Source organism: Dehalococcoidia bacterium (assembly GCA_025054935.1).
Lineage (GTDB): Bacteria > Chloroflexota > Dehalococcoidia > SpSt-223 > SpSt-223 > JANWZD01.
Window position 1 is genome coordinate 1 of sequence record JANWZD010000003.1, and the last position, 21,866, is coordinate 21,866.

At 62.0% G+C, this 21,866-nt stretch carries 15 protein-coding genes; 12 read left to right on the top strand and 3 right to left on the bottom strand.

Annotated features, from left to right (window positions below):
- The 4 genes from NZ773_04815 to NZ773_04830 all read left to right on the top strand — a co-directional run.
- On the top strand, window positions 1–1,617 hold a 1,617-nt coding region (locus tag NZ773_04815), incomplete at its 5' end, for a hypothetical protein (GenBank protein MCS6801248.1).
- Between the two features lie 193 nt (window positions 1,618–1,810).
- Window positions 1,811–3,169, top strand: coding sequence for a phenylacetate--CoA ligase family protein (locus tag NZ773_04820; protein ID MCS6801249.1), 1,359 nt, complete (start codon window positions 1,811–1,813; stop codon window positions 3,167–3,169).
- Entirely contained in the window at window positions 3,166–4,677 is a 1,512-nt protein-coding gene (locus tag NZ773_04825) for a DUF362 domain-containing protein (protein MCS6801250.1), read from the top strand. Before NZ773_04820 ends, NZ773_04825 begins: the two co-directional genes overlap by 4 nt.
- An 11-nt stretch (window positions 4,678–4,688) precedes the next feature.
- A complete protein-coding gene (locus tag NZ773_04830) occupies window positions 4,689–6,026 on the top strand; it encodes a nucleotide sugar dehydrogenase (GenBank protein ID MCS6801251.1) in 1,338 nt (445 codons plus the stop codon).
- A 755-nt stretch (window positions 6,027–6,781) separates the two neighbouring features.
- Here the strand turns inward: NZ773_04830 and NZ773_04835 are convergent.
- A complete protein-coding gene (locus NZ773_04835) occupies window positions 6,782–7,618 on the bottom strand; it encodes a glycosyltransferase (protein MCS6801252.1) in 837 nt (278 codons plus the stop codon).
- 138 nt (window positions 7,619–7,756) lie between these two features.
- Here NZ773_04835 and NZ773_04840 point away from each other — a divergent pair, with 138 nt between their 5' ends.
- Window positions 7,757–8,752: an FkbM family methyltransferase gene (locus tag NZ773_04840; protein ID MCS6801253.1), complete on the top strand. Its 996-nt coding sequence runs from the start codon at window positions 7,757–7,759 to the stop codon at window positions 8,750–8,752.
- Between the two features lie 38 nt (window positions 8,753–8,790).
- Here the strand turns inward: NZ773_04840 and NZ773_04845 are convergent, their stop codons facing one another.
- Window positions 8,791–10,161 (bottom strand): oligosaccharide flippase family protein, encoded by a 1,371-nt coding sequence (locus NZ773_04845; protein MCS6801254.1) that lies wholly within the window; start codon window positions 10,159–10,161, stop codon window positions 8,791–8,793.
- A gap of 22 nt (window positions 10,162–10,183) precedes the next feature.
- Window positions 10,184–11,257, bottom strand: a complete 1,074-nt coding sequence (locus NZ773_04850; GenBank protein ID MCS6801255.1) for a hypothetical protein — start codon at window positions 11,255–11,257, stop codon at window positions 10,184–10,186.
- Between the two features lie 97 nt (window positions 11,258–11,354).
- On the opposite strand from NZ773_04850, the gene NZ773_04855 reads away from it, so the two are divergent.
- The 7 genes from NZ773_04855 (at window position 11,355) to NZ773_04885 (ending at window position 21,800) form a co-directional block, all read left to right on the top strand.
- Window positions 11,355–12,725 carry an NAD-dependent epimerase/dehydratase family protein gene (locus NZ773_04855; protein ID MCS6801256.1) on the top strand — a complete coding sequence of 457 codons (1,371 nt, stop codon included), beginning with the start codon at window positions 11,355–11,357 and terminating at the stop codon, window positions 12,723–12,725.
- A gap of 1 nt (window position 12,726) precedes the next feature.
- Entirely contained in the window at window positions 12,727–13,938 is a 1,212-nt protein-coding gene (locus NZ773_04860) for a DegT/DnrJ/EryC1/StrS aminotransferase family protein (protein MCS6801257.1), read from the top strand.
- A gap of 86 nt (window positions 13,939–14,024) precedes the next feature.
- Window positions 14,025–15,698, top strand: a complete 1,674-nt coding sequence (locus tag NZ773_04865) for an ABC transporter ATP-binding protein/permease (protein MCS6801258.1) — start codon at window positions 14,025–14,027, stop codon at window positions 15,696–15,698.
- A gap of 185 nt (window positions 15,699–15,883) precedes the next feature.
- A complete protein-coding gene (locus NZ773_04870; protein MCS6801259.1) occupies window positions 15,884–16,849 on the top strand; it encodes an NADPH:quinone oxidoreductase family protein in 966 nt (321 codons plus the stop codon).
- A 256-nt stretch (window positions 16,850–17,105) separates the two neighbouring features.
- Window positions 17,106–18,059 (top strand): MoxR family ATPase, encoded by a 954-nt coding sequence (locus NZ773_04875; GenBank protein ID MCS6801260.1) that lies wholly within the window; start codon window positions 17,106–17,108, stop codon window positions 18,057–18,059.
- On the top strand, window positions 18,059–19,267 hold the full coding sequence (locus NZ773_04880; protein MCS6801261.1) for a DUF58 domain-containing protein: 1,209 nt from the start codon (window positions 18,059–18,061) through the stop codon (window positions 19,265–19,267). The genes NZ773_04875 and NZ773_04880 overlap by 1 nt, the downstream gene beginning before the upstream one ends.
- A gap of 10 nt (window positions 19,268–19,277) precedes the next feature.
- Complete coding sequence (locus tag NZ773_04885) at window positions 19,278–21,800, top strand: transglutaminase domain-containing protein (protein MCS6801262.1); 2,523 nt, start codon at window positions 19,278–19,280, stop codon at window positions 21,798–21,800.
- Window positions 21,801–21,866 lie beyond the last annotated feature (66 nt).

Sequence of the window (21,866 nt, forward strand, 5' to 3'; positions counted from 1 at the left end):
CTGAGCGTTTTTGACATCTTTTATCCTTCTCCGACTGGATCGCTGATAGTACTTTTTATTTTAGGCGCCTCGTTTCTTTTTCGGAAATATTGGTATCTTGCTGTCGTTTGTGTCTTGCCTCTTCTTCTGCTAGAGATTGCTGCCTTTAGTATATATCCTCTTGTTCCGAGATTGGTATTGTTTATGGCACCGCTTCTATCGATCTGTATCACATTTGGATTATTTTCGATCCTCAATTCTCGCCTTGGCTTCCTTCCTCCTGCTATTCTTCTCTTTCTCATTATAACTCCCCCGTTTTTTATAACATTGGAACGAACTATAAATCCTTACTATGTGCATGAGATGCGTCCAGCTCTAGAAGTTCTTGCCCGTCATTTTCGCCAGGATGACATTATCTATGTTACTTTGTCTGCAGAAGCAACATTCTCTTATTATGCTCGTCAGCTTGGCATTCCAAGGAGCCAGGCCATTATCGCCAGAAAGGAGATGGACTCTGAGCAGTTAGCTTCTGTTCTTAATCAGAATCGGCGCACTTGGATTATTTGGTCATGGGCTCCAGACGCCGAACGTGTTTGGCTCGATCGAGTGCTATCGAATGAGGAGGAGCGCTTTTTCGTCAGTCGGAGTCAATATCCTCTAGTAGTCCGATATTTTCTCTTCCCGAAAGCGGTGCCGTTCGAGCCGTCGCTTCTCGAGATTGGAGGCTGGTTGCCAAAATCTGCCTCGCTTCTTGATCCAGAGGGGGAACGGCTCCGTCTTCAGCGGGTGATTGACTCTGGTGTGGACATCAAGAGTCGGGCGGAAGCTGCGCTTGCTCTCGCAGAGCTTGAGCAGCGGTTTGGCAACCGGTTAGCGATGCGAAGGGCCTTGGTCCGTGCTGTCGAAGCCGAAGGTTCTGGCGCTCTTGCCTTTGAAGCCGCGCGCCGCCTTGCTCGCGATTTTGCGGCAGAGGGCGATTTGTCCCGTGCGCTTGCGTGGTATCGCGAGGCTGCCAAACGCATGCAGCCGTGGACCGGTCTCGCCTATGCTGAAGCGGCTGGGGCTGCGCGGTCGGCTGGCGATCCGCAGACCGCCGCGCAGTTTGCCGAGGAGTCCATTGTGGCCTATCGCACCCAGCTGCAGGACCCCAACGTGCCGGGATTGCTCAGACAGGTCGGCGAGCTGCTTGCCGCTGTCTACGAGGAACAGGGGCGACGAACTGCAGCCGAGTGGGCGCGATATGCCGCGGATCGTGTCACGCCTGCTGAGGCGCGGCTGCCGGCCGACCCCGCGCCGGCGACCCGGCTTCACCTTGCTTCCCCGGTTAGTGGCTCCGGCGCCGGCGGCGTGCGTCGTCTCGGTGCCGGCGAGACACTCCGCTATGCACCGGCGCTTGCGACGGAAGGAGTGCTGCGCATCGATACACGCGGAGAGGCCGGTGCCCCGCTGCTGCGGGTTGTCGTCCGTCGGGCGGTGAGCGGCGATCTCGTTCGCGAGTTGACCGTGACAACATCGCCGAGCGGCGAAATCACTCTCTTGTCAGTTCCGAGCGGTGAGCAGCTGACGGTCGAGCTTGTCGGGGAGCCGACGAGCGGGGCGGCAGGCAGCATTACCGTCTTTGAGGTTGTGCTCGCGTAGAAGGGCACGGCGAGGGCAACGCCTGCGCTCGCTTCTGGTTGCTGCCGCGCATCTCTTGCTTCACCAGGGCGCTACTAGGGACGGCTTGCTTTTCTCGTGCTTGTGCCCTCACAAGTGCTCGTGAAGCGACTTGCCGTAGCAAGCGCGCGAGTGGCTATCTGCTATGATCGGCCGGCCGCAAGGAGCAGAGCAAGTGCGTCGTCACGCCGATCTCGACAATCCTGTCTACGTCGCTTGGACAGCGTTTCTGCGCGAGGCGGAGCAGTGGTCGGAGGATGAGATTGCGGCGTACCAATTGCAGCAGCTGCGCGAGATCGTTCGCCACGCCGCTATGCAGACGACCGGCTATCGCCGGCGCTTTGAGGAAGCAGGGGTCGATCCTGACAGCATCCAGCACCTTGACGACATTCGGCGGCTGCCGATGATCGACAAGGAGACGCTGCGCGACCATCTCGAGGAGTTCTCGGCGCCGTGGCCTGGACGCGAGTATGTCACCACCGGGGGCAGCACCGGCATCCCCTTCGGTTTTTACCGCAATCCCGATGCCTTCGCGCGAGAGCTCGCCTCGAAAGCGCACCAGTATTACCGCATTGGCTGGCGCGAGGGCGACCCGCAATTGGTCTTCCGCGGGCTTCCCATCGACAGCCCGGATCATATGGAATTCGTTGAGCGCTTTAATGAGCTCCGCTGCTCTTCGTATCACCTCATTCCTGAGGTGATGGAGCAATATCGTCAACGAGCGCTTACGTATCGGCCGAAGTGGCTGCGCTGCTATCCCTCCTCTGGCACGCTCTTTGCTCGCTGGCTGAAGGAGAGTGGCCGGGAGTTTCCCCCAATCCAGGGTATTCTCTGTGCCTCGGAAAATCTGTACGACTATCAGCGTGACCTTCTGCGCGAAGTGTTCGGCGCGCGCGTGTTCAGTCATTATGGGCATTACGAACTCGCAGTCCTTGCCGGCTATTGCGAATACGAAGATACCTATCACGTGCTTCCATTTTATGGTTATGCTGAACTAGTCGATCGAGCGGGTAATCCCGTAACGACTCCTGGTCAGGTAGGCGAGATCGTCGCAACTTCATTCTTGATGAAAGCCACCCCATTCATTCGCTATCGAACGCGCGATTTTGCCGTTTATGGCGGTCGAGGGTGTCGATCGTGTGGTCGGCCATATGATATCTGGACGCGTATTGAAGGCCGCCTGCAGGAGTTCATCGTCACGGCGACTGGTCGTCTGATCTCGATGACTGCGATCAACTTTCATGATGACATTTTCGATGCAGTGCAGCAGTTCCAATTCTATCAGAATGCGCCAGGGCGCGTGACGTTGCGCCTTGTTCCTCGTCCGGAAGGGGTGAGTGAAGAAGTTCTCGCTGATATTCGCCGTCGACTGTTGGTCAAGCTTGGGAACGATGTCGACCTGACATTCGAGCTCGTTGAATCGATCCCGCTAACGAAGCGAGGAAAGCATCGATTTCTAATCCAGGATCTTCCGATCGCTGATCACGACGCAGGCGATCTGTCTGTCTGGGAGGTCGCTGGAGCCGCAAAGTGATTGACGTCGCAATTGCTCGCCTGTCTGCGGCACAGTATCCGGCTTCCCCGCCCTATTCGCCCTCAGAGCGATATCCAGAGTATCCCTTCTCTGATCAAAGCGAAGAGCCAAACCTTGTCTATGCGGGGGTGCGCGAACTCTTCCTCCGCCTTGGGTACGACCAGGACCGAGCAGGGCTGCCGACGTGGAATCCGCTTGGCTGGCTGATTGAACCAGGCATGACCGTTGTCCTCAAACCAAACTGGGTGCTTAGCCGTCACAAGGAGGGGAAAAGCCTCTACGCGATAGTGACCCATCCCGCCGTGCTGCGCGCCATCGCCGACTATTGCTGGATCGCGCTGCGCGGCCGAGGACGCCTGCTGATCGCCGATGCGCCACAATACGACTGCAATTTCAGTGAGTTAATGGAGGCGACACGTCTTCCGGACGTCGTGGAGTTCTACCGTGCTGCTGGTGGTCCGGCGGTTGAGATCCTCGACCTCCGACGCTACTGGTCACGCTGGAAGCATTTTCCATCGTTGCTCGAGCCGCTCCCGGGTGATCCTGCCGGAAGCCTCCTCGTTGATCTTGGCGCCCGGAGCGCGCTCTACGGCAAGCCTCATCCCGAGAAGCTCTATGGTGCGGTCTATCATCGCCAAGAGACGATCGCCCATCATCGGGGGGCGCGTCATGAATATGAGTTATCTCGCTCTATCCTAACAGCAGACGTCGTTATCTCGGTTCCAAAGCTGAAAGTTCATAAAAAAGTCGGGGTGACCCTCAATGCGAAAGGACTAGTCGGGATCGCGACGAATAAAAACTACCTTGTCCACTATACGCTCACTCCTCCAAGCCAAGGAGGAGATCAGTATCCTGATGGACTGTTTAACCCGCTTGAGCGTGCCCTGATTATGCTTGAGCGCTGGATGTACGATCATCTGCTCGCTCCGCGCAAGCGTCCGCTTGAATATCTTCATCGTTCTATCTACGCCATTCACAATCGTACTACCCGCCGTCTTGGGCTCAAAGTGCAGGAGTGGAAACGCCAGCTCGATGCCGGCAATTGGTATGGGAACGACTCTGCCTGGCGAATGACGCTCGATCTCCTGCGCGCCTTCCTCTTCGCCGATCGCGACGGCGTGCTCTGCGACACCCCCCAGCGGCGCGTGTTTTCCGTGGTCGACGGCGTGATCGGCGGCGATGGATGTGGACCGTTGACTCCCGATCCTGTGCCGGCTGGAGTGCTCCTTGGCGGTCCGAACCTTCTTGCCGTCGACATTGTGGCAACACGGCTGATGGGGTTCGATCCTTCCAAGGTGCGCGTGCTTTCGGCGGCTCTCGCTGACCCGTATTTCGACTTTGGCCTCCGCGCCGTCACCGACATTCGCGTCCTCACAGATGACCCAGCGTGGGCGAGCTGTCTCACTGACCCGAGCAGCCGGTTTCTCGGCTTTCGCCCTCATCCCGGCTGGGTCGGCTATCTTGAGGTCCAAGACGCGTCAGCGGCCGTGGCGGAACAAAGGCTTTAGTGGAGAGAAGAATGACGAGGCTGTCCATTATCGGCCTCGGCAAGCTCGGGCTTTGCCTTGCTGCTTGCTATGCCGAGCGCGGCTTTGAGGTTCTCGGGGTAGACCTTGAGCAGCGCGTCGTCGACCATGTCAACGCTGGAACTGCTCCGTGGTTTGAGCCAGGGCTGGATGAACTGCTGGCGCGACACGGCGGGAAGCGGCTCCGTGCGACAACGAGCCATCAGCGGGCAATCGACGAGACAGAGGTGACCATTGTCTTGGTCGCTACTCCAAGCAATCCTGATGGGAGCTTTTCGAACCGTTTTGTTGAAGCGGCGCTCCGATCATTAGGTGAAGCGTTTCGTCGAAGTGAGAAATCGTATCACCTCTTTGTGATCAGCAGTACAGTGATGCCGGGTTCAGTGGAAGGGTCGTTCATCCCAATCCTTGAAGAGACTTCAGGTCGTAAGTGCGGAGTCGGCTTCGACGTCTGTTACGACCCGGACTTTGTTGCGCTCGGTAATGTCATCAAAGGATTTCTTCGTCCTGATCTTGTAGTAATTGGCGAGAGCAGCCCTGCTGCGGGCGAGCGCGTTGCCGCTTTGCATCGGCAGTTATGCGAAAATAACCCTGCTATTTCGCGAATGTCGATCATTAGTGCTGAGGTCGCGAAGGTCTGCCTCAACGCCTATATCACGCTCAAGATCAGTTTTGCCAATTCGGTCGCGAACTTGTGCGAGCATCTTCCTGGTGCCGATGTCGACGCGATCACGCGGGCGATCGGTGCTGATCGTCGGATCTCCCCTTACTATTTCCAAGGCGGTCCGAGCTATGGGGGAACATGTTTCCCACGAGATACCCGCGCGTATCTCACCCTTGCCGAGCGTCTCGGCGTCCAAGCGGAGCTTGTCCGCGCTGTCGAACAGGTGAATCGATACCAAGATGCACATCTTGCTGCTGTCGTTCGTGAGGCGCTTGCAGCTCACTCTGCAGAGCGTCGTACGGTCGGTATTCTTGGATTAGCTTTCACTGCGAACACACCCGTCGTCACCGAGTCGCCTGCAATCAAACTGATCCCTGCATTGCTTGCGGATGACGTGCGGGTTGTTGCCTATGATCGGCTAGCTATTGACAATGCGCGAGTAATCTTTGGCAGTGCTGTTGAGTATGCGAGTAGTGCGGCGGCTTGTCTTGCTGAGGCAGATGTAGTAGTTCTGACCCTCCGTGACCAAGAGCTTGTTGACGCGTTGATGCATTATTCCGATGGCCGCAGGCGCATCGTTGTTGACTGCTGGCGCCAACTCGATCCGCAGCATATGCCAGAAGCGCTGACTGTTGTCGCTCTGGGCCGCTATGGCAATAAAAGATAACTCGGGGCTGTCCAACATCGAACGGGAAAAGCCGAAATTAGGACAAGTTCTATTATCGTGAGAGAGGGTGATTGCATCTCGTTTGAGAATTGGTGCTACTCTTCTCCGGAGATTTTCCCCTTATGCGCATAATGATGCTCAACCATAATACGGCGTTTGGTGGAGGTACCTTTTTCCGGGCATTCCACGCTGGCCGTTATTTGGCGCGTTTTGGGCACACTGTGACCTTGCTTACCATCTCTCCGCGCGCTCGCTGGACGGTTCGCCGGGTGGAGCGCGATGGAGTGACAATTGTCGAAACGCCGGACCTGCTCTGGGGCGTCGGTCGGACTGGCTGGGACCTGTTTGATACGCTTGTCCGCCTTTGGCTTGTACGTCAGGCAGAGGTCGACGTTGTGCACGCTTGGGACTGTCGGCCTGTAGTTATTCTTCCGGCATTGCTTGCTCGGCGCCGTCTTGCGGACAAGGGAGGGCGCCTCGTGATTGATTGGGCGGACTGGTGGGGTCGGGGCGGAACTCAGGCTGAACGTCCTGGGCGAGCAAAGCATCTGTATGGTCGAGTTGAGACATTCTTCGAGGAGGCCTTTCGCACTCGGGCCGATGGTACGACGGTGGCAAGCCTAGCGCTGGCTCGGCGCGCGGATTGCTGCCGTCTAGAAACCCTCTCAGGTTTAGCGGCGGTGTGTCATCGGTTGAGCAGAGAGCATAGATACTAGGTGAGTAGTGAGAGGCTCTCTCGGGGCTCCTCAAGGTCCTTAGAGACGAAGAAAGGGAGAGCGCTTTCTTTCTAGGCGTCGCGTTACGCGCCGGAGAAGGTAGTCCCAATCGCCTTGGATCACGTAATAGCCAAAGCGACGTGCCCGCGCAGCGGCACTGAGAACCGGATAGGTCCACCGCGGCAGTCTCTTCCACGAGCCGAGATAGCGCTGGCGAATCGTATCGTGGCTGACCTCGATAGCTCGATAGGCTCCAGAGAAGTATTGGGAGCCTAAATGGGCGCGATAGTTGCCGAGGATACGTGGAATGAATCGAGCGTTAGCGATTCTTGCCGCCCGATAGATGAGATCGGTGTCGAAGTTATAGTCTACGAAGCGAATTCCGCCAATGGCGTCCCATAAGCGTCGGCGGAAGAAGGCCGCATGGTTCTGAAAGGGCAAGCCGTCGAAAAGCGCCAAACGGCTGCGTGTTAGCGGAACAAATTTCAAGACATCGATCTCGCGGCTGTGCTCGTCGACAAGCCGGATGTTGCCATAAACAAGGTCGATCTCCGGATGGCGGTGGAAGATCCGCATCACTTTGCCGAAGACCCACGGCTCGTAGTAGTCGTCCGCGTTCTGCCAGGCGACGATCTCGCCGGTCGCGCGGTCGAACCCTTTCTTGAGCGCGTAGCGGTGGCCCTCGTCCGGTTCACTCACCCAGTAGGTGATCCGCGAGGAATACCGACGGAGGATCTCGACAGTCTCGTCGGTGCTGCCGCCGTCGATCACCAGATACTCAATCTTCGGGTAATCTTGGTTGACAACCGACAGGATGGTCTGCTCAATGAACCGGCCATGGTTGTAGGAGGGCGTGATGATCGATAAAGTGAGCATTTTTACTCCAAGATAAGCAATGGAGAGTATACTAGTCACCCTAGTCTTTCATCGCTGGTGAATATTTTATGTTAATATCTCCCTCGAGGAAGCCGTGTAGGCGGGATAGAGAGGTATCGAAATATATCGGAGGAGAATATGAGCTTCGGGATACATATCAAGGACGTAGCATGGTATGACTTGCCCTTGCTCTGGCTGATACCACGATCTCCGAGCGGTCGACTTCGAGAACTGCTTATTGCTCGATATGGCTCGCGGCTTCCTCGCCAAGAAGCGCTTGCGTTATGTTCGTTCGAGGACCTGCGCTTTCATATGTATGTCCGCTCTTCAGACGAAGTAGGAAAGCATCTTCTTCTTGCAGGATTTTTAGAGCCGTATACCTCATATCTAATTTGTAATCTTCTGCGTCCGGCTGCGACCTTTCTTGACATAGGCGCAAATGTTGGATACTTCACAATTCTCGCAGCGCTTACTCAACCCCATTGCCGTGTCGTTGCGGTAGAGCCAGTTCCGGACACTTACTCGTTATTGGAGAAAAATAGTCTGATTAATAATCTTCAGAATATCGTATTGATCAATGCTGCTCTGGGGGATGCTACTGGAAAAGCCGTGATGCGTCTTGCCAATGACTCAGGCTTGGCGGCAGTTGCGCCTACATACCCAGACGGGGCGTGGGGATCGTCGGGAGACAACCAGTCAGTTGAGGTGGAACTGACAACGGTTGATGCATTATATCAGGAGAGGCACATCTCTCCTGTTAAGCTGGTGAAGGTCGATGTCGAAGGGTATGAACAATACGTTTTTCGAGGAATGTCTCGGGTTATTCAGCAGGATCGTCCGATCATCATTGCAGAGATGGAAGATCGGTGGCAGCAACGATATCAATACAACCTCGATCACGTTGTCCGGCAATTCTCGATGTATGAATATGAACTTTTTGCTCTTAGCCGTTATGGATTTCTGAGTCGCGAAGAAGTTGGTCGTTATCCTGGAATCGAGAACTATGTGCTGTCGCCAATGGAACGGCGATCAGAAGTCCTTCGCGGGGCAGCCCGCGCGTATGGTTCATGGGGGCGCCTCAAGGCAAAACTGCGGCGATATGCGCTGCCATTCTGGAGGCGCCTGCGTCGATAAAATTTCAGTCGCCGCAATTTTTGTTAGCTCTTTTCTCATTATGTTCTAAGTAGGCGCAATTCTCGCGAGATCAAGAATGGAAGAAGCCAGCTCATTACCAGAAGACGGCCAAGGCATTGGGAAGCTGCCATTCCTGCGAGGCCGAATAAAGGAACGAGAATAGCGCTGATGCCGATGAGGACAACTGCGCTGAGGGCAAAGACTCCGGCGCATAACCACGGCCGGTTGAGACCCATCAAAACACAGTAATGGAGATTGTCCCACGCATCGATGGCGAGAAAACATCCTGATAAGGCCTGAAACGCAAGTGTCGGAGCGACATCTGGAGTGATCCAGCGAGCGATAACCGGCTCGCCGGCGATCGCAATGCTGAGTCCGGCCACGGTGCCAAGCCCCATTACGGTGAGGCGGGTTCGGCGATAGATTGCAAGTATCCATGAGATATCGCGGCGGGCGCGCGCGTCCGCAATCGCAGGCCAAAGTGGCGTCGTGATCATTGTGACAAGCCCGATCGCAATAACGATCACCTGGCTCATGACAGCATAGCGTGCTGCATCTTGCGGTCCAACAATCCGTCCCACCAAGAAGGCGCCATACTGATGAAAGACATACGCTGCGAGCTGGCCGATAAAAAACGCTCCTCCGGTCGAAAGAAGGCTGAGGGCGACCTTCAAGCTGATTGCATTCCATCGCGGAATGAGATAGGGGCGACGAACGACCAGAGAAATTCCGTTAGCCACTCGCGTCAAGGCCATGGAGCCGTAGATTACAACGATTAGGATAACGACAGTGCTCCACCGCGGGATTACAAGAAGGAGCAAGGCGATCGTGAGGAGATTGCCGGCGATAGTCCAGAGATTTGACAGGTATTGGTTCTGGTACCCTGCCTGTGCCGCATCGACGACTGTTGAAACCAGATAAATGGCGAGCAAAATGCTCATGGCGATAAGGCCGTGGGTCAATTCTGTCTCATAGGCGAGAAGCTGCGAACCAAAAAGCCCTGGTATTCCAATGCTGGCGACTAGAGCAGCAGTAATCGCCAATGCCAGCCCTGCTGCTGCGCTCATCAGCAGCGCCGCGGTTGTCACAAGGCGTCGCTCTGCGTCCGGTCCTCCAGCGCCGCTCGCTAGCCGAAGCGTCAATCCCGGGCCAATCCCGACCCCGGACATCGTGATCCACGAAAGCGCTCCCGCCAGCACCGCATAGACACCATAGAGCTCGGCTCCAAGCGCCCGGATCGCTACCGGCATCGCGACCAGTTGGAGAATGCTCGACACGCCTTTCGACGCCAGCGAGGTGAGAAGGGAGCGGCTGAGCTGCCGTGTCCGCCATGCCGCGGCGTCGTCCCCTTCGCTCACAACCAGCCGGCGCAGCCGCGCAGGCAGCCAAGCAGTGAGCCGCGCGCTCATTCCGTCCTTCCCGGCGCGGCGGTCAGCGCGGTCGGCATTCGAACCGGTCAGCGTAGGGCGCAAACTCGCGCTCAAAGTACTGCACCAGCTCCGCCGGCGCCATCTCCAGCCAGCGCTCGTCGTTATACCAAAAGAGCGTGCGGCGCTCCGCCCGCTCAACATAGCCCGCGCGGTACGCCTCCTCCGCGCTTACCGCCGTCAGCCCAAATTCTCGGGGAACAAAAAAGGCGTTGCAGTATTCCACCCCTGTGAGCACATAGTCATACTTCGCGGCAAGACTGACCAGCGCGCTCAAGCTGCACCCGTAGAACGCCCCCCGCGGGTAGACCGCGCCAGGACGCCACCGCACCGCAAAATGCACCGGCGGCGGCATCTTCTCATTGAACTCCGAGCACACCACCGCCGGCCGATACCGGCCCCAAATCGCCTCAAGCACGTCGTAGTCGTAGCTGTCGATGTCGAGGCTGAGCACCCCAAACGACGGCGGCGTGTCGAAAGCGGCAAGAAGCGCGGTCACATTGGCGGGCGTGACCGCGCAGCGCACCAACGCCACCTCGCGAAGCCGGTGATAGGCGAGGCTGAGACCCGCAAACCGGGTCGGCTCCACCTCGATCGCGACGCCGCGCCATCCCTCCTCGAACAGCCGCCGGCAGTTCGACAGCCGCACCCCATCCGAGGCGCCGATGTCAACGCAAAACCGGCTGGAGGTCCCCGTGCGCCGGACCAGATCCGCGATAATCACCTCTTCGTCGTGCTGCGAATAGCGCGGCCGCTCCCCTGCACGTCCCGGCCGGCGCAGCGCAGCGCGGAGCGCGTGGCGCATCCCGCGGAAAAGCAAGACGGGCAGGAGAGGAAGTCCCGTCATCTCAAGTGCCGCACGAAGGCTCTGGTCCATCGCCGTCGGACTGCGCAGGCAAGTCGCCGCCGGATTATAGTTGCCGCGCTTTCCCCAACGCGGAGCAGCGCCTCGCTCTGCCGTCCCGAGCGAAAACGGCCCCTTCGCGCCCGGCGCGGCGCCGCTCCCCGCTACGCGACGGCGGCACAGCTGCCGACCAAAGAAGTGGTGGGCTATCGGGAGGATGATGATGAGACGCAAGAACGCTCCGCCGACGGAGGAAGAGCGAAAACCGCTGGCGCCGCTCGGCCAGACCTGCAATAGTCACCGCAGAAGAGCGCGCGCCGAGAGAAACGACGTGGAGATCAGCGCCTGCCTCGTTCCCCGCGCAAGCTCCCTCGCGGCGGCGATGACGGCGATCGAGCGGGCCCAGACCGGCCTCGCCCTCGTCGTCAACACCGACGGCGCGCTCGTCGGCGTCCTTTCCGACGGCGACATCCGCCGCGCGATCATCGCCGGCGCGCACCCCCACGACCCCATCGAGCGCTTTCTCACCGCCGACGTCCTCGCTCTGCCCGCGGCCGCAGCGGTCGACCAGCGCCGCGCGCTCGGAGAACATCCCTCCTTTCTGGCACGGCGGCCCCGCTGGATCCCGCTCCTCGACGAGCGCGGCCATCCGCGCGGTCTCCTCCCCCGGGCCGAGGTGGAGCCCCGCGCCGCCGCCGTCCCGGAGCCGCCTCCCCTCATCACCGTCTTCGGCGGGGCCGGCTATATCGGCAGCGTCCTCGTCCGCCAGCTGCTCGACGACGGCTATCGCGTTCGGGTTTTCGACCATGTCTACTACGACAAGACGTCGTTGGCAGACGTCGCCGCGCATCCCCGCTTTGAGATGGTAGTCGGCGATGTCCGTCATAGCGACGAAGTGGTCCCGGCGCTGGTCGGCGCCGACGCGGTTGTCCACCTTGCGGAGCTGGTCGGCGACCCGCTCTGCGCCCACGACCCGCTGATGACCCTCCAGATCAACTATCTCGCGACGGCGACGCTCGTCCTCGCCTGCCGCTATCTTCAGCTCAACCGCTTTGTCTATATCTCCTCCTGCAGCGTCTACGGCGCAAGCGCCGACCCCGACGCCATCCTCACGGAGGAGTCTCCCCTCAGCCCCGTCTCCCTGTACGCCAAACTGAAGATCGAGGCCGAACGCGTCATCGCCCAGCACCTCCACGACGCCTTCGCCCCCTGCATTCTTCGCCTTGGCACGGTCTTTGGGCTCTCGCCCCGCCCCCGCTTCGACCTTGTCGTCAACACACTGACCGCCCAAGCCGTGAACGAGCGCGCGATCGCAGTCTTCGGCGGCGACCAGTGGCGGCCGCATGTCCACGTCAGCGATGTCGCCCGCGCTATCCGCTGCTGCCTTCTCCTCCCTCTCGAGACCGTGCGCGGCGAAGTGTTCAACATCGTCACCGAGAACCTCACCGTCGACCAAGTCGCTGCCCTCGTCGCCGAGGAAGTGCCGGGCACAGTCATCAATCGCAGCGAGACCACCGTCGACCGCCGCAACTATCGCGTGTCGTCTGAGAAGGCGCGCCGCGTCCTCGGCTTCGACCCGCGCATCTCCGTCCGCGAAGGCATCCGCGAAATCGCCGCCGCGCTTCGCTCCGGCGCTATCACCAACTACGCCGACCCTCGCTACAGCAACATCTTGGCGTTCACCACGAAAGGAGGGGCGTAAAATGGCCCACTCACTCGTCGCCCGCCCCGCTATCGAGGGAGGATCCCCCGTCCGCGACACGTTCTTGCCGATCGCTGTCCCTCATATCGGCCCCGAAGAGAAAGCCGCTGTGATCGCCGCCCTCGAGAGCGGCTGGCTGTCGACCGGGCCGCAGGTATTTGAGTTCGAGCGGCAGATGAAGGCGTATGTGGGCGCAAAACATGCCGTCGCGCTCAATTCCTGCACCGCCGGCCTCCATCTCGCGCTCGTCGCCGCCGGCATTGGCCCCGGCGATGAAGTGATCACGACGCCCCTTACCTTCACTGCCACCGCGAACGTTGTCCTCCACGTCGGCGCGACGGTCGTCTTCGCCGATATCGATCCGCACACCGGCAATCTCGATCCCGCTGCGGTCGAGCGCGCCCTCACGCCGCGCACCAAGGCGATCATCCCGGTGCATTACGCCGGCTATCCCTGCGACATGGAAGCCTTCGACGCCCTAGCCGCCGGCCGCGACATCCTGCTCGTCGAAGATGCCGCCCACGCGATCGGCAGCCGCGTCAACGGCGTTCCTGTTGGGGCGGCCGCCCACCGGGTCGCCGTGTTCAGCTTCTACGCCACGAAGACGCTCACCACCGGCGAAGGCGGGATGCTCGTCACCGGACGCGACGACCTTGCCGAGCGGGTGCGTCTCCTCAGTCTCCACGGCATCTCAAAGGACGCCTGGAAGCGTCATTCCGCCGCCGGCTCGTGGTACTACGAGGTCTTGGCCCCCGGCTACAAGGACAACATGGGCGAACTTGCGGCCGCCCTCGGGCTCGCCCAGTTGGCAAAGCTTGAGCGCTTCATCGCTCGCCGCGAGGCGATCGTCCAGGCCTACAACGCCGCCTTTCGCGACCTCGAGGCGTTCCTGCTGCCAGCCGAACATCCAGCAGTGCGTCATGCGCGCTACATTTATCCCCTGCGCTTGCGGCCGGGCGCGCTCCGCATCTCCCGCAACCAGTTCATCGACGCGCTGCGCGCCGAGAACATCGGCACCAGCGTCTACTTCATCCCCGTCCATCTCCATCCCTACTACCGGACGACGTTTGGCTACCGGGAAGGCGACTATCCGCAGGCTGAAGCATTCTCGGCCTCGTCCGTGGCGCTGCCGCTCTTTCCGGATATGGGCGACACCGACGTCCAAGACGTGATCGACGCCGTCACCCGGCTGGTCGCCTATTACCGCCGCTAGCGCAGGGCGCCGCCGCGCCTCCCGCCGCAGTCGTCGCCCGCCCCGCCGATCGCGAATAATCCCGTCATGAAGCAGAGGGCCGACCGGTGACCCGTAGACGCCCCCTTCCTCGCCTGCCGACAGGGGTCCGCCTCCTCGGTTCCTGCTGGCGGCCGCTTGCGCTCGGCACGCTCGCGATGATGGCAGTGGGCAGCCTCACGCTGCTGCTCGCCGGCCACGTCGGCGCCGCGCTAAGCTCCCTGCCCGCGCTCGACCCCAGCCGCTGGCTGCCCGTTGCCGGCCTCCTCGCAGCGCGGACAGCGCTCGCGCTCGCCGGAACGGCCCTCCTCGGCTACACCGCCAACGAGTTCTCAACCGCGCTCCGCCTCGCTCTCCTGCGCCGCTCCCTCAACGCTCCGCTCGCCTTTCACGACGCCCGCTTCTCTGCCAACCTCGTTTCGGTCTTCGTCGCCGATATCGGCATGGCTCAAGAACTGCTGCGCGTGGTGCTCCCCGCGCTCGCCCAGCACGTGCCCACCATTCTCGTCGCCTGGGTCGTCCTCCTTGTCGTCGACCCGCACCTCGCGCTTGGCCTCGCCGCCCTCGGAGCGCCGACTGTCCTCGGGATCGCGCTCCTCGGCCGCGGCATTCGTCGGACAACGCTCGCTGCCCAAGAGACCGTCGGCCAATTAGCGGTTGTCGCCAGCGAGAGCGTCAGCGGGATCCGGACGCTCAAAGCGCTCGGCGGCCAGCACTTCATGATCGAACGGTTCACCCGCCTTACGCGGCAGCTCGATACGTGGCGTCGCCGCCGAACGGTGCTGAATGCACTCCTCGACGGCCTCGCCCCTGCGGGCATCATCATCGTCGCCATCGCCGGCGTCTTCCTTGTTCATGCCGAGCTCGCCGCCGGCCGGCTGACCACCTCCGCGCTCCTCACCTTCGCCTCGTTCGCGGCGGTGCTCGGCGCCAGCCTGTTTGCCGTCGTGCGCGCCTATGCCGGCCTCGAGCCCGTGATCGGCGCGATGCGCCGCGTGATCGCCCTCCTCGATGCCGCAGACGACGAGCCGACGGCAGGACAGCCCTTCCAGCGCGGTGCGGGATGCCTAACGCTCGACCGCGTCTCGTTCCGCTATCCAAACGGCGGCGGCATCCGCGAAGTGTCGCTCACGCTCGCGCCGGGCGAAGTGGTCGCCCTCGTCGGGCCGAACGGGGCGGGCAAGTCGACGCTTGTCAGCCTGCTCCTCCGCTTCTATCCGCCCGACGAAGGACGGATCCTGCTCGACGGGCAAGAGGCGCGGGAAATTGCGCTCGCTGAGTGGCGGCGCCAGTTCGCGCTCGTCACCCGCGACCCCGCGCTCTTTGCGGTCTCGATCGCCGAGAATATCGCCCTCGGCCGTCCCGGGGCGACCGAAGCCGAAGTCCGCGCCGCCGCCGAAGCGATGCGGCTCGATGCGCTCATCGACCGTCTGCCGGCGGGGCTGCACGCTCACGTCGGCGAGAATGGGGTCCAACTCTCCGCCGGACAGCGGCAGCGTCTCGTACTGGCGCGCGCCCTCCTGCAGGATCCCCTCATCGTCATCTTCGACGAAGCGACCACCTCACTCGACCGCGAGAGCGAGCAGGCGCTGCGCGAGGCGGTGGCACGCTGGGCAGGCCGGCGGACGATCATCCTCATCTCTCACGGTTCCCTCGACGGCTGGCCGATCACGCGCCAGATCCGGATGGAGAATGGCACGATTGTCAGCGACGAGCCGGTCCGCCCGCTGACGCCGGTCTGAGCCGGCGCGAGCGCCCCGCCTCTCGCCGCTGGGTGCCCGTGCCGCCCGCCTGCTACGATGACCCTCCCGGGGAGGCGAGAGCGAAGGGGAGAGCGGCCGGCATCGCGCGGACGCAGCGCTCTCGCCGGCGCCGCGCGCAGCGGCGAGGAGGCGTCCCCGGCGAGAGACCAAGAAAGGGAGCGACGATGCGAGCAGTCGTCTTGCGCGAGTATGGCGGCCCAGCAGCGCTGCGCGTGGAGGAGGTCCCCATTCCCGAGCCCGGACCAGGCCAGGTCCGGATCCGCGTTCATGCTTCGGCGATGAACAACTCCGATCTCCAAACGACCGAGGGACGCTACGGACGGCCGCCTCTTCCCCGCATCATGGGGCAGGAAGCCGCCGGCATCGTCGACGCGCTTGGCGAGGGCGTCACCGCCCTGCAGCCGGGAATGCGCGTCGTCGGACACGTCTGGGAGAGCTGGGCCGAATACGCGGTCGCTCCAGCGCAGGAGCTCGTTCCGCTGCCGGAGGCGGTTTCGTTCGAGGCAGCAGCGACCCTGCCGATCGCCTCCTACACCGCCAGTATGGCGCTCGTCAGCGCGGCGCGCCTGCAGCCGGGCGAGTGGGTGCTTATCAGCCCGGGGACCGGCGGCGTAGGAGTGATCGCAGTGCAGCTCGCCCAGCTTCTTGGCGGCCGCGTGATCGCGACGACCTCGGCAGCGGCGAAACGTCCTCTCCTGAGCGAACTAGGCGCGCAGCTTGTGCTCAACTGGGCGACTGACGACGTCGTCGCCGAGGTTCTCCGAGCGACCGCCGGCGAGGGGGTGCCGGTCGCGCTCGACGGAGGCGGCACCGTCACCTTCGCGCACTGCCTCGCCTCGCTCACCAATGCCGGCCGGCTCGTCGTCTACGGCTATACCACGGGGATGGAAGCGACGGTGCCGATCGGCCGCCTCCTTACGCGCAATATCACCATCTTCGGCATCGCGATTTGGACCAACCCGGCCTACTGGGACAATGTGGCGTTCTTCCGAGAGCGGGTCCTGCCGGCAGTTGCGGCGGGACAGATCCGGACGATCGTCGAGAGCGTGGTCCCGCTTGAGCACGCCGGCGACGGTCTTCGGCTGCTTGCCGAGCGGCGTGTCAGCGGCAAAGTGGTTATCACGCCGTAGGGCGTTCCCCCATCCGCGCGAAGCCTCGATGTGCGGGCGGAAGGCTCCTGAACAGAGAGAACAGCGCCACTGCCGACGCAGAAATGGCTATCCTGAAACTTTGGGGCGAACCGGAGATAGGGAAAAGCGACGCTGGCGCAGCGGCGGGCGTTCCCGGGTGAGGGTGTTGATATAATCGATCCAGCTTGCGCCCCGGGTGCCCGGGTTGGCGCACCATCAATCCTTCCGTGCGCCCGCCACGGAGAGGGGGCTGCTCTTGGACCAGGCTGCGCTACTGGCCGAGAACGTTATTACAAACGTTGAGCGAGTCATCATTGGGAAGCGGCGGGAAGTCGAGCTCGCTCTCCTCGCCGTGATCTGCCAAGGCCACCTCCTCGTTGAGGACGTTCCCGGCGTCGGGAAAACGACGCTCGCCAAGGCGATTGCCCGCTCGCTCGGCTGTACCTTCCGCCGTATTCAGTTCACGCCCGACCTGCTGCCGAGCGATGTCACGGGGGTCTCGATCTACAACCAGAAGAGCGGGGAGTTCGAGTTTCGGCCGGGCCCGATCTTGGCGCAAATCGTGCTCGCCGATGAGATCAATCGCGCCACTCCCCGCACCCAATCGGCTCTTCTCGAGGCGATGGAAGAGCGCCAGATCACGGTCGACGGCCGCACCTACCCGATGCCGCGCCCCTTCCTCGTGATGGCGACCCAGAACCCCATTGAGTATGAAGGCACGTTTCCGCTGCCCGAGGCGCAGCTCGACCGCTTCATGATGCGCATCTCGCTCGGCTACCCGAGCCGAGAGGATGAAATCGCGGTGCTCGATGCTCACCGCACCAGCCAGCCCATCGAGTCGATCAGCCAGGTGATCGACACTGAAGGCCTCCTGCAGCTGCAGGCAGCGGTCCAGCAGGTGCATGTCGACCGCGCGATCAAGGAGTACATCGTCGCCATCAATGAGGCGACCCGTCGTCATCCTGAGGTCTATCTTGGCGCCTCGCCCCGCGGGTCGCTCGCTCTCCAGCGCACCGCCCAAGGCCGGGCGCTCCTTCAAGGCCGCGATTATGTCACGCCAGATGACATCAAAGCACTTGCCGAGGCGACATTGGCGCACCGGCTGATCATCAGTCCGTCGGCGCGGATCAAGAACGTGAGCGCGCGCGCCATCATTGCGGAGGTTATCGACAGCGTGCCTGTCCCTGGCGCGCGAGTTCGGGCAGGCTGATGGGGCGCAACTGGCTGTTTGCTGTAGCCCTGCTGACGGCGAGCGTCGTGCTCGCTGTCGCCACGGGCTACAACCTGCTCTGGAAAGCCGTGTACTTCTTCCTGTTCTTGATCGCGCTCTCATGGGCGTGGACATGGCTGAATGTGCGAGATATTGAGGTGCGTCGGGACGGCCCAGAGCAGCGCGCCCAGATCGGCCAGACAATCAGCGAGCGCATCACGGTCCGCAATCGGAGCTGGCTGCCCAAGCCGTGGATCGAAATCCGCGACCATTCCACCCTTCCCGGCCATCAGGCGAGCATGGCAATCAACCTTCCTGCCCATGAGCGCCGCACCTGGCGCATTAGGACCCCCTGCACTCGCCGGGGGCGGTTCTCTCTTGGGCCGCTGACCGTGGTGGCGACAGACCCCGTCGGGCTGTTCCGCCGCGAGCGGCAGCTCGCCGGCTCAGGCACGCTGCTGGTCTATCCGCGCACGGTGCCCCTGCCAAACTTCACCCTGCCGGGCGGGGAGCTGTCCGGCGAGAGCCGGATCAAAACGCGCACCCATGCCGTCACGCCGAACGCGGCTGGCATCCGGGAATACGCGCCGGGCGACAGCTTCAACCGCATCCACTGGCCATCGACAGCGCGCACCGGCCGCATCATGGTCAAGGAGTTCGAACTCGATCCCTCCAGCGAAGTCTGGCTGGTGATCGACATGCAGCGCGAGGTGCAGCTCGGCGAGGGCGACGACTCCACGGAAGAGTACGCCATCACCATTGCCGCATCGATCGGACGCCGCCTCATCGAGACGAACCGCTCGGTCGGGCTCATCGCTTATGGGGCCACTCACGAGGTCATCCACACCGACCGCGGCGACCGCCAGCTGCAGAAACTGCTCGAGACGCTGGCGCTTGTTCATGCAACGGGCATCGTGCCGCTCGCCGAAGTGATCGCGGCCGAGAGCACCCGCTTCGGGCGCAATTCGACCCTTGTCGTTATTACCCCCTCCACCGATGAAGGCTGGGTGCGGTCGCTTCAGCATCAGACCCATCGCGGGGTCCGCGCAGTGGCGATCGTCCTCGAACCGGTCACCTTCGGCGGCGAGACCGAGGTGATCCACCTCCTCGGGAGCCTCGCCGCCGCGGATATTCGCACCTCGCTCGTCAAACGGGGCGACGACCTCGACCAAGCCCTCTCTGCCCGGGCGAGCCATCGGATGGTCTAACGGAGGCGCCATGAGCACCATCGCAGCGCGTTTCGGCGCAGACTCAGTCGGCGAACTTCTGCTCTCCGCGCTTCGCCGTCTCTGGCCGCGAGAAGGCTTCCTCACCGTCGCCCTGCTCTTCTTCACGATGCTGAGCGGCGTCTGGTCAGTTGAGGCCGCCGGCTGGGTCGACCGGCTGCCGCCGCTCGGCCTCGTGCTGCTCGGCGCAACGGCGATGGGGTTCGTCTTCGCCAAAACCCGCCTCCAATGGTGGCTCTGTCATCCGGTCGGGCTGCTCTACGGAACCGTCGTCTCTGTCTGGGCGACAACCTCCCTCATTCCGCTGGAGGAGCTGAGCGACCGGATTGTCGACCTGATCATCCGGCTGAACGCTTGGGGCTATGCCGCGCGGACCGGCGGCTACAACACCGACGCCCTCGTCTTCGTCTTTTGGGTCTGCGCCCTGACCTGGCTGATCGGCTACTTCTCAACGTTCGTCGTCTTCCGCCTCCACCGCGTCTGGCTGGGCATTCTGCCCAGCGGGGTCGCCATCCTCTTCAACCTGCGGTTTGCCCCTCCCCAAGCGACCGTCTGGTTTTTCTTCTATCTCGCCTTCGCGCTCCTGCTGCTGGTGCGGTTCAACGTCTTCCAGCAGCACGAACGCTGGAAGCGCGCGCGCGTCGACTTTCAAGAAGGGCTCGGCTTAGGGTCGCTGCCCGAGATGTCGCTCTACGCGCTGCTCATCTCGCTCTTCGTCTGGCTGATGCCCTCGGGCGGCGTGGCGCCGCTCATCTCAGAAGTGTGGAATGCCATCACCGGGCCTTACAACGACTTCGCAGTCGAGTTCAACCGGCTCTTCGCCAATCTGAATACGACCCAAGAAGGCCCGTCGACCACCTTCAGCCGCGCGCTCATCTTGAAAGGGCCGATCAAGCTCGGCAGCGCGGTCATCATGTATGTCCAAGCAGACCAGCCGATCTATCTTCGGGCGACGGTTTACGACATCTACAACGGCCGCGGGATGATCACGGGGGAAAAACAGACCCTCAACTTTCCGCCGGGCGCCGAGGCGCCTCCGCCGACGAAAGACTATCGCTCGCGGAAGGAGCTGACGCAGAAGGTGACGCTCCGCGCGACGCCAGGGAACGCGATCTTGGCAGGCGGCATTCCCCTGCGCGCCAGCCAGCGTGCCGTCGCCGAGGTTGACAAGCCCCTCTCCTACTTCTTGTCGCTCGACGACACCTCGACCGACTCCTCGCTGCCGGCCCAAGTGCGCAGCGCGGCGCCGCAGATCCGCGAGGTGTTCCTGCGCTTGCGCCAAGAGGGCCGGCTCGGCGCCTCTCCTGCAGACTTGCCGGCGGAGATCGCGCGCTCCCTGCCCAACGATCTCCGCGTTGCAAACTATTTGCTCCGCGAAGGCCGCGTTGCCGGCCTCGAGCTGCAGTTCGTCAGCCCCTATCCGATCGATTTCACCTCTGTGCGGGCGCCGGGGCGCGGGCGCGCGCCCAGTCAATACTCCGTCGTCTCCTCGGTCTCGATCGCGTCAGAGCGGGAGCTGCGCAACGCCAGCACCGACTATCCCGGGTGGATCACTGAGCGCTATCTCCAGCTTCCGCCGAACGTGCCCGAACGCGTGCGCCGCCTCGCTCAAGAGCTGACTGCCGGCGCGACCAATCCGTACGACAAAGCGACCCGGATCCAAGATTACCTGCGCTCCTTCCGCTACAACGAGAACATCGAGGCACCTCCGCCGAGTGTCGACCCAGTTGAGCATTTCCTGTTCACGATGCGGGAAGGCTATTGCGACTACTTCGCCACCGCAATGGTCGTCATGCTCCGCTCGCTTGGCATTCCGGCCCGGATCTCCGCCGGCTATTTCACCGGCGAGTTCGACTCAAACCGCGGCTACTACCTTGTGCGCGAGGCGAACACCCATGCCTGGCCGGAGGTGTTCTTCCCTGACTATGGGTGGATCGAGTTCGAACCGACGCCGTCCCGTCCTCCCATCCCCCGCGGCGCCGGGACTGATGACGGCGACGCGATGACGAGCGGCCCCTCAACTGCGGCAATGCCGGGTGACCTCGAAGATCCCGGCTTCATCGAGGATGACTTCGGGCTCGGGCTGATCGGCGGCGACGTCGAGGAGGAAGGCGCTCCCATCTTGCCGCTTCTGCTGCTGACCCTGCTCGCCCTTACTGGCGCCGGCGGCTGGTACTTCTGGCAGCGCGGGCTGCGCGGGCTGACCAGCGCCAACCTAGTCTACGCGAAGGTGACCCGCTTGGCCGCGATTGCGTACCGCCCTCAGCGCGAGGCCGAAACGCCGGTCGAGTACGGCCGGGCATTAGCCTCCCTCCTTCCGGGCCGCGAACGCGCCGTCGCTCAGGTAATGGACGGCTACACCGCCGCCCGCTACAGCCGCACCGGCCCCACGCTGGCTGAAACCGTCCGTCTCCGTCGTGCGTGGCAGGAGCTGCGGAGCGCGCTGCTGCTCCTTATCGCGAAACGACCGTTCCGTCTCTTGCTCCGCCGGCGCTTCTTCCGACCGCCGCGCTAGCCCTGCCCGGCGCGCTGCGGGACCTCAGCAGTCGCCTCAATTCGTGGAAATTCCCTATCATTGACG

Coding starts and splice junctions, on each gene's coding strand:
- NZ773_04830 (MCS6801251.1), top strand. CDS start 4,689: ATGACGAGGCTGTCCATTATCGGCCTCGGCAAGCTCGGGCTTTGCCTT.
- NZ773_04835 (MCS6801252.1), bottom strand. CDS start 7,618: ATGCTCACTTTATCGATCATCACGCCCTCCTACAACCATGGCCGGTTC.
- NZ773_04840 (MCS6801253.1), top strand. CDS start 7,757: ATGAGCTTCGGGATACATATCAAGGACGTAGCATGGTATGACTTGCCC.
- NZ773_04845 (MCS6801254.1), bottom strand. CDS start 10,161: ATGAGCGCGCGGCTCACTGCTTGGCTGCCTGCGCGGCTGCGCCGGCTG.
- NZ773_04860 (MCS6801257.1), top strand. CDS start 12,727: ATGGCCCACTCACTCGTCGCCCGCCCCGCTATCGAGGGAGGATCCCCC.
- NZ773_04870 (MCS6801259.1), top strand. CDS start 15,884: ATGCGAGCAGTCGTCTTGCGCGAGTATGGCGGCCCAGCAGCGCTGCGC.
- NZ773_04880 (MCS6801261.1), top strand. CDS start 18,059: ATGGGGCGCAACTGGCTGTTTGCTGTAGCCCTGCTGACGGCGAGCGTC.
- NZ773_04885 (MCS6801262.1), top strand. CDS start 19,278: ATGAGCACCATCGCAGCGCGTTTCGGCGCAGACTCAGTCGGCGAACTT.